This is a genomic window from Gemmiger formicilis (assembly GCF_018784445.1).
Lineage (GTDB): Bacteria > Bacillota > Clostridia > Oscillospirales > Ruminococcaceae > Gemmiger.
In genome coordinates, this window is record NZ_WQOH01000045.1 from 45,360 (window position 1) to 57,267 (window position 11,908).

The following is an 11,908-nucleotide window of genomic DNA, read 5'->3' on the forward strand; positions in this document are numbered from 1 at the left end:
GTAGGGGCGGGGTATGCCCCGCCCTCAGCCTTTCCGCAAACGCTCTGCTCCCGGCAGGAGCCGGACATATCCGGCCCCTGCCGGGCAGCTGTGAAATATAGGATTTTATCATATGGCAAGAAAAAAAGAAAAAAAGCTGACCCCGGCGCGCCCGCAGCTGGGCGATAACGTCGAGATTTTATCAGCGGGCGAGGTGCTGGAATCCGCCATCACCGACACGCTGGAAACCAACTATATGCCCTATGCGATGAGCGTTATCGTCTCCCGCGCACTGCCGGAGATCGACGGCTTCAAGCCCGCCCACCGCAAGCTGCTCTACACGATGTACGAGATGGGCCTGCTGAAAGGCAACCGCACCAAGAGCGCCAACATCGTGGGCAGCACCATGCACCTGAACCCCCACGGCGACGCTGCGATTTACGACACGATGGTTCGCATGGGCCGCTCCAATGAGAGTCTGCTCGTACCGTTCGTCGACTCCAAGGGCAACTTCGGCAAGGCGTACAGCCGCGATATGGCCTACGCCGCCGCCCGTTACACCGAGGCCAAGCTCGAGCCGGTCTGCGACGAACTGTTCCGCGATATCGACAAGGACACCGTAGACTTTGTGCCCAACTACGACGGCACGACCACCGAGCCGACGCTGCTGCCCGTCACATTCCCGACGATTCTCGCAAACAACACGCTGGGCATCGCCGTCGGCATGGCGTCCAATATCTGCTCCTTCAATCTGGAAGAACTCTGCAACGCGACGATCGCGCTGATGAAGGACCCCCAGGCCGATTTGCGGGAAATCATCCCCGCGCCGGATTTCGTCGGCGGCGGCACGATTCTCTACGATGCCGCCGAGATGCAGAACGTGCTGGAAAACGGCCGCGGCAGTGTCCGCGTCCGCGCTAAGTGGAGCTACGATAAAGAGAACAACTGCATCGACGTCACCCAGATCCCGCCCACGACGACCGTTGAGGCCATCATGGACAAGATCACCGAGCTGGTCAAGCTGGGCAAAATCCGCGAAATCAGCGATATGCGCGACGAGACTGACCTGAACGGTCTGAAACTGACCATCGACCTCAAGCGCGGCCAGGATCCCGACAAGCTGATGACCCGCCTGTATAAGGCCACGCCCTTGGAGGACAGCTTTGCCTGCAACTTCAATGTCCTGATTGCGGGCCAGCCCAAGGTGCTGGGGGTGCGCAGCATTCTGAATGAGTGGATCGCTTTCCGCGCCGAGTGCGTGCGCCGCCGCACCTACTACGATTTGCAGGGCAAGCAGAAGCGCCTGCATCTGCTCAAAGGCTTGAAAGCTATCCTGCTGGATATCGATAAAGCAATTGAAATTGTGCGCAATACCGCAGAGGAAACCGAGGTCGTACCCAACTTGATGATTGGCTTCGGCATCGACGAGGTGCAGGCCGAGTACGTGGCCGAAATCAAGCTGCGCCACTTGAACCGCGAGTATATTTTGAAGCGCACCGAGGAAATTGAGGAACTGGAAAACGCCATTGCTGACCTCGAGGATATCCTCAAACGTCCGGCACGCATCAACAAAATTATCATGAAAGAGCTGGCCGACGTCGCCAAGAAGTACGGTAAGCCCCGCCGCTGCGAAATTATGTACGAAGTCCCCGCCGCCGAGAGCGAGGAGCCGGAGCAGCAGATCCCGGATTACCCGGTGCATCTGTTCTTCACGCGGGACGGTTACTTCAAGAAAATCACGCCGCAGAGCCTGCGCATGAGCGGTGAACAGAAGCTGAAAGACGGCGACGAGGTCCTGTTCACCTGCGAGAGCACGAACAGCGTGGAACTGTTGTTCTTCACGAACCATCGTCAGGTTTACAAGTCCCACGCCTATGACTTCGGCGACAGCAAGGCGAGCGTTTTGGGCGATTACGTGGCCTCGGCCCTCGGCATGGAGGAGGGTGAAGTGCCGCTGTATATGGTGGTCACGCCCGACTACAAAGGCTGGATGCTCTTCTTCTACGACAACGGCAAGTGCGCCAAAGTGCCGCTTTCCAGCTATGAGACGAAGCAGAACCGGCGCAAGCTGCTGAAAGCGTACAGCGACAAGGCCGTGCTGGCTTTTATGCGCTATCTGCCCGAGGAAACCGAGCTGGCTATCTTCACCAGCAACAACCGCCTGCTGCTGGTGGGCAGTGCGCTGATTCCCGAGAAGGCGACCCGCGACACCGCCGGTGTCAATGTGGTGGCGCTCAAGAAAAACGCGAAGATTTCCCGCGTGACGCTGGCCGAGGGCCTGGAACTAAACGACGCCCCGCGCTACCGCGTGCGGACCCTGCCTGCCGCCGGTGCCATTTTGAAAGACGACGACAAAGCCGAGCAGCTGACACTGTAAGCGCGAAAGGCTTCCCCCAAGGGGGAAAACGAGGTTTCCTGTGAAATTTCCAAAATTGCTTGACATTGTGCTTGCTTTGTGCTAAAATATTTCAGCAATCGTTCAGATGGCTGCTCCGTCCGCACAGGATGGCGGGCGCTGGTGGCCGCAATTCGGAGATTGTGATGAGCACATATATTGAGTATGGCTCCTTTTATCATGATCGAGAAAGAGGTGAAATAACCATGAAGCAGGGCATCCATCCGAACTATGTGGACTGCACCATCACTTGTGCCTGCGGCAACGTGATTCACACCCGTGACACCAAGCCGGAGATCCACGTCGAAGTTTGCAGCAAGTGCCATCCCTTCTACACCGGCAAGCAGAAGCTGGTCGATACCGGTGGCCGCGTCGAGCGTTTCAAGCGCCGCTTCGCCAAGTCTGGCAAGTAATTCCGTTTTTTGTACCCCGGATGGTTTTTCATCCGGGGTATTTTTTGCTATACAGCGAGGTTTCCTATGGCTGATTACAAGACCATCCGCGGCACATCCACCTTTGAATATGAGGAAAAGCGCAGTCGTTTTATCGCCACCGCCGCCTTTGCCGACACCGAGGAAAAGGCCCTGGCTGTGCTGAACGCCGTGCGTGCCGCCAACCGCACCGCAAGGCACAACGTTTACGCCTATGTGCTGCAAAACGGTCGCACGCGGTATTCCGACGACGGCGAACCAGCCAAGACCGCCGGTACGCCGGTGCTGGAAACCATCGGCCATGCGGGCGTGGCGGACGTTATTGTTGTGGTAACGCGGTATTTCGGCGGCATCCTGCTGGGCACCGGCGGATTGGTGCGGGCCTACACCGCCGCCGCGTCGGGGGCTTTGCAGAATGCCGAGCTTGTCAGTATGCGGCTGGTGGTGGACTGCCGCCTGCGCGTGCCCTACGCCCAGTTTGAGCAGGCCCAGCGCATCATAGCGGCGGCAGAAACACGGCTGGACGAGCCGATTTTTGACGATGCCGTGACACTCTGCTGGCGTATGCCCGCAGGGCAGGAGGGCACACTTGTTACAGCCCTGACCGAGCTGACCCGCGGCGGCGCAGAGGTGGAGATCTCCGAGGCACAGTACGCGGCGTTTTGAATTGCGGCGCCCCTAGCGGGGTGAGGGTGCCCCGCCCGACGTCCCGCCCCCCGCAGCCGTGAAAAAACTTCAAAAAAATTTCCACAAAAAAAGAGTGTTTCCCGCAGTTTTGTCGTATTTATAAATAGAAGCTGTAAAAAAGGGGGACATACCATGACGATCCGCGAAGAGACCGAAGCCATCGAGCGCCGAACCTTGAGCCGTTATGCAACGTTGAGCGAAAACAGCCTGGGCCGCCGCACGCTGTTGGAAGATGACCCCATCCGCCCCTGTTTCCAGCGCGACCGGGACCGCATTCTGCACTGCAAGGCGTTCCGCCGCCTAAAGCAAAAGACCCAGGTCTTTCTCTCGCCGGAGGGCGACCACTACCGCACCCGCCTGACCCACACACTGGAAGTCTCCCAGATCGCCCGCACGATCTCCCGCGCTCTGCGCCTGAACGAGGATTTGACCGAGGCCATCGCCCTGGGCCATGATCTGGGGCACACGCCCTTCGGCCACGCGGGGGAGCGGGCGCTGAACCGGCTGTGCCCGGGCGGCTTTACCCACTACCGCCAAAGCCTGCGGGTGGTGGATTACTTAGAGCGCGACGGCCAGGGCCTGAACCTGACCTGGGAGGTGCGCAATGGCATCGTGACCCACACGTCGGGCGCGTGGGCCCGCACACCGGAGGGCTGCGTTGTGCGCCGCGCCGACCACATTGCATTTTTGAACCACGACATCGAGGACGCCATCACCGCCGGTGTGCTGGACGCCCGCCAGCTGCCGCCCGAAGCTACCGCCGTGCTGGGCGCGACGAAATCCCAGCGCATCACGACGATGATAACCGATCTGATCGTCCACAGCGGGGAAGGGCAGATCAATTTTTCGCCCGAGGTCGAGGCCGCCTACGCGATTTTGAAGGACTTCATGTACTCAACGGTCTACGTTGACAAGGAGGCCAAGCGCGAGGAAAAAAAGGTGGACAAGCTCATCAGCGAACTGTACACCCGCCTGAGCGACGAACCGGCCCTGATGCCAAATTTTTATATGCAGATCGCCTACAACGAGGGCGTTGACCGCGCCGTGACCGACTACATCAGCGGCATGAGCGATGAGTTTGCCACACGCCTGTTTGAGGAACTGTTCGTGCCGCAGAAATGGCACGTTTTGTAACCGCTGCGCCGTAGGGGCCGGGCATGCCCGGCCCTGCACAGATTGGCAGACGCAGCATTGCGGGAAAACCGCGGGCCGGGCATGCCCGGCCCCTACAATCTGACAAGGAGGTGCAGTCAACCCATGATCCCCCAGGAATACATACAGGAAGTCGTGCGGCGCAATGATATTGAAGAGATCATCGGCCAGTATGTGCAGCTGCGCCGCCGCGGGCGCACCGCCACCGGACTGTGCCCCTTCCATAACGAAAAAACGCCGTCCTTCGTCGTTTACCCGGACACCCAGAGCTTTTACTGCTTCGGCTGCGGCGCAGCGGGCGACGTCATCAGCTTTGTGCGCAAGTACAATAACCTCGGCTATGTCGAGGCCGTCAAACAGCTGGCCTCCCGCGCCGGAATGCCCCTGCCCGAGGAGGACGACCGCGAATCCCGTGCCCGCCAGCGTCTGCTGGAAATCAACCGCTGCGCCGCGCGGTATTTCTACGAGAACCTCAACGCCAAAACGCCGGAGGCCGCCATGGCCCGCCGCTACTGGAAAGAGAAGCGCGGCCTGTCCGACGCGGCCATCCGCCGCTTCGGCCTGGGCTATGCGCCCGATGATTTCGTCGGCCTGCTGCACTATTTAAAGCACCTTGGCTTCTCGGAAAGCGAACTCGAAACTTCCGGCCTTGTCAAGCGCAGCGCCAAGGGCAATCTCTACGATATCTTCCGCCACCGCGTCATGGTACCCATCATCGATGTGCGCGGGGCTATCATCGCCTTTGGCGGCCGCGTGCTGGATGATTCTAAGCCCAAGTACATCAACAGCCCGGAGACGATGGTTTACCACAAATCCCGCACGCTGTTTGCGCTGAACGTCGCAAAAAAATCCAAGTCCAAGCGCTACATCCTCTGCGAAGGCTACATGGACGTTATCTCAATGCACGAGGCCGGGTTCGACACGGCGGTCTGTGCCTGCGGAACGGCCCTGACAGCCGAGCAGGCCAAGCTGCTGAGCGAATACGCCGACGAGGTCGTATTGAGTTACGACTCCGACGAGGCGGGCCAGAAAGCCACCGAGCGCAGCCTGGGCATCATGGCCAATACGCCGATGAAAGTCAGCGTGTTAAGCTACCAGGGCGCGAAGGACCCCGACGAGTTCATCAAAAAATATGGCCGTGAGCGGTTTGAAATGCTCTTGAACGGCACGGCCAATCCCACCGAGTTCCAGCTGAAAAAGGCAAAATCCAAGTACGACCTGCGCAGCGACGATGGGCGGTTGAGCTACATCCGCGAGGCTATCGACATTCTGACCGAACGCGGCGTCAGCCCCACGGCGCGGGATGTCTACGCCGGGCGGCTGGCCGACGAGACCGGCGTCTCCAAACAGGCCATCGTATCCCAGATGCAGGGCGCGGTGCGCACCGCCGAGCGCCGCAATTACCGCAAGGAACAGCGCGATTTATCCAAAGAGGGCATTGCCGCTGATATCCGTGTGCCCTACACCAGCGGCGGCGAGTCTGCCCTGGGCGCGGCCAGTGCGGCCCGGCAGCTGGCCGCGGCCCTGCTGCAAAAGCCGGAGGAAGTGCCCTACGTGCGCAGCCGCCTGGATATGGAGATGGTGCTTGACCCTGAAATGAAAACGGTGCTGAACGCCATCTTCCGCTGTGTGGACGAGCAGCTGCCGCTGAACCTGACGACCTTGCAGCAGATGCTGGACGACAAGGCCTTCGGGCAGATTGCCCTGGCTCAGGCGCAGAACCACGGTACGCCCCTGCAAAGACAGGATATTGATATGTACCTGGACCGTATGCAGACCGCCAAGCCCGCCAGCGAAAAGGTCAAGCAGATGGACGCTGACCAGTTCGCAAACTTCTTTGCCGATATCGGCAAGCGCAAGGGCGCCCACCAGCCGACGCCCGATGAATAACGCCATCCCACATCGTTGTTGAACAATATAAAACCAAAAGGAGAACCTACTTATGGCAGAAAAGAAAGACCCCATCCGCAATCTGATCGACAGCGGCCGCCGTGCAGGCAAGCTGACCAGCACCGAAATCAGCGACGCTATGGAAGAAGCCGGCAACGTCCTGGAAGTCGAAGCGATGGAAAAGCTCTATGAGGAGCTGGAAAGCAACGGCATTGAGGTCATCGACGACACCCCCGTCGAGGTGGACGACACCGTTGCCGCCCCGGATGACGGCGCCGACGATTACGAGGACGGCCTGACCGCCGACGGCATCACCATCGACGACCCCGTCAAAGTTTACTTAAAGGAGATCGGCCGCGTGCCGCTGCTGACCCCCGAGGAAGAAACCGAGCTGGCGCTGAAGATTCAGGCCGGCGGCCCCGAGGGCGAGAAGGCCAAGCAGCGTTTGAGCGAGGCCAACCTGCGTCTGGTCGTTTCCATCGCCAAGCGCTATGTCGGCCGCGGCATGCAGTTCCTGGATCTCATCCAGGAGGGCAACCTGGGTCTGATCAAGGCTGTGGAAAAGTTCGACCACACCAAGGGCTTCAAATTCTCCACCTATGCAACGTGGTGGATCCGCCAGGCCATTACCCGTGCCATCGCTGACCAGGCCCGCACCATCCGCATCCCGGTCCACATGGTCGAAACTATCAACAAGGTCAAGAAGGTGTCCAGCCAGCTGCTGCACGAGTGCGGCCACGACCCCAGCGCCGAGGAAATTGCCGAGCGCCTGGATATGCCGGTCGATAAGGTCCGCGAGATCATGCGCGTAGCTCAGGAGCCGGTCAGCCTGGAAACCCCCATCGGCGAGGAGGAGGACAGCCACCTGGGCGACTTCATCCCCGACGACGACGCCCCGGTCCCCGCCGAGGCCGCCAGCCAGACCCTGCTGAAAGAGCAGTTGGCCGATGTGCTCAAGACCCTGACCCCGCGTGAGGAAAAGGTCCTGCGCCTGCGCTTCGGCCTGGAGGATGGCCGCCCCCGCACACTGGAAGAGGTCGGCAAGGAGTTCAACGTCACCCGTGAGCGTATCCGCCAGATCGAGGCCAAGGCCCTGCGCAAGCTGCGCCACCCCAGCCGCAGCAAAAAACTGCGTGACTTCCTGGATTAAGCCCCAAATTGCGGTATTTGGGCCTGAATGTGGTTATTCATACATCAAAAACGACGTTTCATCCGAAAAGAGTGGCAAACTCCACCCTGATGATGTAGAATCATGACAGAAAGTTCTTCAAGGAAAGGCTGCAGGCAGCACCCCCAACAAGGCGCTGCCCGCTGAAAATCAAGGAGGAAAATAGTATGATTTGTGTACATTGCGGACGCGATATCCCCAACGGAACGAAGTTCTGCCCCTTCTGCGGCCAGCCGGTCGCCGCTGACCAGCCCGCCGGTCAGCCTGCGTTCAACATCCAGCCCGGCGCAAGCGTGCGGCCGCCGCAGCAGCCCCCGGTCATGGGCGCACAGCAGCCCATGGGCGGCCAGTCCGCAGCGGCCACCGCAACGGTGACGCCCAAAGCACCCATCGACCCCAAGAAGCTGGCTGTGCCGGTCGCTGTGGCGGCTGTCGTGGTTGTGGGCGGTGTGCTGATTGCCACCCATAAGCCCACCGTCAACCTGAACAAGTACATCACCCTGTCTGCCGAGGGCTACAACTCCATCGGCACGCTGGATGTCGAGTTCGACACCGACAAGCTGGAAAAGGATTACGGCAAAAAGATTGCCAAGAACTTCCAGAAGGCGATGAAGAACCACGAGGAGGACACCTACGGCCTCAGCAACCTGGCCGGCTCCCTGTATGAGGGCGGCGAGACGAGCCTGTTTGTCACCTACTGCGCCGACGGCAGCGCCGACAAGACCCGCAACCTGAGCAACGGCGATGTTGTCACCTACACTTGGGACGGTGTCAACGAGCAGACCAAGAAGGAAGCCGAGGAGCTGTTCGGCGTCAAGATCAAGTGCAGCGACGTGACCTACAAGGTCTCCGGCCTGACTGCTGTGAATACCTTTGATGCTTTCGACGGCGTCGAGGTCGAGTTCGACGGCATCTCCCCGGACGGCAGCGCCACGGTCAACACCCTGCCCACCGCCGAGGCCGCCAAGAGCTTGTACTATACACTGGACGAGCAGTATAACCTCGCCAACGGCGACACCGTCACCGTGACCGTACACAGCAACCGCGATGATTTCAGCGACTGCATCGAGAAGTACGGCGCTATCCCCGCCGCCACTGAAAAGACCTACACGGTGGAAGGACTGAAGGAATACATCACGAGCACGGACGGACTGACCGACTCCGTGTTGGTTAGCTTGCAGAACCAGGCCGAGGATGTGTTGAATGCATACATTGCCAAGTCTTGGGACAGCGAGTGCGTCACCCTCAAGGGGATGAGCTACTTGGGCTACTACATCCTGACCCCGAAAAACAAGGATAACTACGGTGTTTATCAGGATGTTATCATCCTGCCTTATCAGGTGACCTCGCATAACCACTTTGAGGATGATAAAGGCCAGGTTTATGATGCAGATGTTTCGTACTACTGGTACATCGCTTTCAGGAACGTCAGCAAAGATGCCGACGGCAACATCGCCGGTGGTCTGGATGACTACTATACAGCGAATGCGAGCTTCGATGTTAAAACCGGCCTCGATGATGGCTGGTGGGAGAAGTACTGGAGTTACGATGGCTACCAAACCCTGGACGAGCTGTACAGCAATGCTGTCACCCGTAATGTCGAGGACTACAACCATCAGGACAATGTCGGCTGATAACGGCCTGACACCAATCTGAAACTAACAGCCCCGCCTGCCCGGCGGGGCTGTTTTGCTGCCATGGGGTTGCATTTTGTGCTTGTATGTGATACACTTGCTCACGTGCAAAAAAACTATAATGCGGAGGGAAATAGGAAAAATCATGAAAGAAAAAAACAGAAGCAGCTTCTCCGGTAAACTCGGCTTTGTGCTGTCGGCGGCCGGGGCATCGGTGGGGCTGGGCAATATCTGGCGGTTCCCGTACCTGGCGGCTAAATACGGCGGCGGTATTTTCCTGCTGATTTATATTGTGCTGGCGCTCACCTTCGGCTACACGATGATTATGGCTGAGACCGCCCTGGGCCGCATGACCCACAAAAGCCCGGTCAGCGCCTACGGCAGCTTTGCCAAGCCGGGCAAGAAAAACGGCTTTCTCGGCTTTGGCGGCTGGATCAACGCCATTATCCCGGTCTTGATCGTGCCGTACTACTCGGTCATCGGCGGCTGGGTCATCAAGTATCTGTTTGAGTATCTGCGCGGCAACGCCCAGGGCCTTGCACAGGATGACTATTTCAGCGCCTTCATTGCGGACGGAGCCTCGGCGGAGATTTGCTTTCTGCTGTTTGCGCTCTTCACGCTGGGCATCATCTTTGCAGGCGTACGCAACGGCGTCGAGCGCGTCTCCAGGATCATGATGCCGGTGCTGGTGGTGCTGTCGGTCATTATCGCGGTCTACTCGATCACGAGGCCCGGCGCGCTGGCGGGCGTGGCCTACTTCCTGGTGCCCAACCCGGACAACTTCTCCTGGATGACCGTGGTCACGGCCATGGGCCAGATGTTCTACTCGCTGTCCATCGCTATGGGCATTTTGGTCACGTTCGGTTCTTACATGAAAAAGGACGTCTCGATCGAGGAATCCACCGAACACGTTGAAATTTTTGACACGATCATCGCCATCATGGCGGGCCTTATGATCATCCCGGCGGTGTTTGCTTTCTCCGGCGGCGACCCGGACACCTTACAGGCAGGCCCGGCGTTAATGTTCATTACCATCCCCAAGGTGTTTGCCAGCATGGGGCTGGGCACAGTCGTCGGTGTGCTGTTCTTCCTGCTCGTACTGTTCGCGGCGGTCACAAGCTCGATTGCTCTGACCGAGAGCGCTGTCTCGACCTTTGAGGATGAGCTGGGCTGGGGCCGCAAAAAATCCACGGTGCTTGTCGGCGTCATCATGGTGGCGCTGGGTACGCTGTCCAGCCTGGGCTATGGCCCACTGGCGGGCGTGACCATCATCGGAATGCAGTTCCTTGACTTCTTCGACTTCCTGACCAACTCGGTCATGATGCCGATCGCGGCCATTGCTACCTGCCTGCTTGTCTCTCGCGTCATTGGCGTGGAGAAAATCGAGCAGGAGGTCGAGACGGACGGTCAGCCCTTCCGCCGCAAGAGGATTTTTGCCTTCATGATCCGCTGGCTCTGCCCAATTTTTGCCGCCATCATCCTGGCCAGCTCGGTAGCCAACGCGTTTGGAATCATTAAGATGTGACAACAAAAAAAGCCTTCCCCCACAGGGGAAGGCTTTTCTTGTTGTAGGGGTCGGCGTCCTCGACGGCCCGGGAACGTTTCCGCAGCCGCTTACTTTTTTGCCGGGCTGTACCGCAAAACTTTCTCCGAGAAATTTTTGCTGAAAAACTGCACGAACGGTCCCAGCCCAAACGCACAGATCAGTGTGCCCAGACCAATTAGACCGCCCGACACAAATGTGATGACCGCGCACAGCGCGTCGGTGAAAACACGGCAGCCGAAGTAGGGAACAGGGAGGCGGTCGGCCATCATCAGCGAGAGCGCGTCATAGGGCGCAACACCTAAATCGGCCGTCTGGTACAGCGAACACCCAAACGCCACCACCAGCACACCCACGGCCACCCAAACCAGCTGTACAGGGAGTGTGTCCGCCGTGCCAAACACCCGGACAAGCGCGTCGTTCGTGAATGTCACAATAAACCCGATGCAAAAGCTGTTGATGATGGTGCCCAGCCCGATGTACCGCCGCCCCCAAATCAGCTGCGGTATAAATAGGAACAGGTTCATGAGCACATTCTCGATGCTGAACGGCAGGCCGACCAACTCCGCCAGCCGCAGGTTCAGCGCACTGATGGAGTCGTTCCCCAGGTGCGAAAACTTGAACACCGCAATGCCGATGCCGATAATGACCACGCCTGCAATCATACCCAGGATGCGGCGCAGGCTGATTTTCTGACCGAGAATATTCATATGCAAAACTTCCTTTTCTGTATCGCCTGACTTGAAGCCTCCCCTCAAGGGGAGCCTTATGGAGTTATTTATAATAACTATCCCGTAAAATGCACCCCTTTGTCAAGGGTAAACCTGTTTAAAATATCACACCTAACCTTGTGAAAACTGCCGAAACGGGCAGGTGTAACCGCTACGCCGGATTTGTCAAGTGCGGGGAAACGGTGCAAAATCAGCAAATTGCTGAAATTTTGTTACACTGGCCCGGGCGTTCGACGCAAAGAAAAAACTTCATAAAAAAGCCGAAAAAACCTTGACAGCAAGCCTTTTACCCTGTATA

The 11,908-nt window shown here is 58.5% G+C and carries 9 protein-coding genes; 8 read left to right on the top strand and 1 reads right to left on the bottom strand.

The annotated features are described in order from the left end of the window. Positions 1-112 precede the first annotated feature (112 nt). From GPK89_RS11760 to GPK89_RS11795, 8 genes are all read left to right on the top strand, one after another. Positions 113-2,356 carry a DNA gyrase subunit A gene (locus tag GPK89_RS11760; protein ID WP_215693368.1) on the top strand — a complete coding sequence of 748 codons (2,244 nt, stop codon included), beginning with the start codon at positions 113-115 and terminating at the stop codon, positions 2,354-2,356. 224 nt (positions 2,357-2,580) lie between these two features. Further along, positions 2,581-2,787, top strand: coding sequence for a 50S ribosomal protein L31 (rpmE, locus tag GPK89_RS11765; RefSeq protein WP_078784264.1), 207 nt, complete (start codon positions 2,581-2,583; stop codon positions 2,785-2,787). A gap of 66 nt (positions 2,788-2,853) precedes the next feature. After that, positions 2,854-3,471: an IMPACT family protein gene (locus tag GPK89_RS11770; RefSeq protein WP_215693370.1), complete on the top strand. Its 618-nt coding sequence runs from the start codon at positions 2,854-2,856 to the stop codon at positions 3,469-3,471. Between the two features lie 153 nt (positions 3,472-3,624). Beyond that, positions 3,625-4,626 (top strand): deoxyguanosinetriphosphate triphosphohydrolase, encoded by a 1,002-nt coding sequence (locus tag GPK89_RS11775; RefSeq protein ID WP_215693372.1) that lies wholly within the window; start codon positions 3,625-3,627, stop codon positions 4,624-4,626. Between the two features lie 123 nt (positions 4,627-4,749). Then, complete coding sequence (gene dnaG / locus GPK89_RS11780; protein WP_215693374.1) at positions 4,750-6,534, top strand: DNA primase; 1,785 nt, start codon at positions 4,750-4,752, stop codon at positions 6,532-6,534. A gap of 52 nt (positions 6,535-6,586) precedes the next feature. Beyond that, positions 6,587-7,684, top strand: a complete 1,098-nt coding sequence (rpoD, locus tag GPK89_RS11785; RefSeq protein ID WP_215693376.1) for an RNA polymerase sigma factor RpoD — start codon at positions 6,587-6,589, stop codon at positions 7,682-7,684. A gap of 185 nt (positions 7,685-7,869) precedes the next feature. Continuing rightward, entirely contained in the window at positions 7,870-9,336 is a 1,467-nt protein-coding gene (locus GPK89_RS11790; RefSeq protein WP_215693378.1) for a zinc ribbon domain-containing protein, read from the top strand. A gap of 145 nt (positions 9,337-9,481) precedes the next feature. Further along, on the top strand, positions 9,482-10,861 hold the full coding sequence (locus GPK89_RS11795) for a sodium-dependent transporter (protein WP_215693380.1): 1,380 nt from the start codon (positions 9,482-9,484) through the stop codon (positions 10,859-10,861). An 89-nt stretch (positions 10,862-10,950) separates the two neighbouring features. On the opposite strand, the gene GPK89_RS11800 is transcribed toward GPK89_RS11795, so the two are convergent. Continuing rightward, positions 10,951-11,589, bottom strand: a complete 639-nt coding sequence (locus tag GPK89_RS11800; RefSeq protein ID WP_215693382.1) for a YczE/YyaS/YitT family protein — start codon at positions 11,587-11,589, stop codon at positions 10,951-10,953. Positions 11,590-11,908 lie beyond the last annotated feature (319 nt).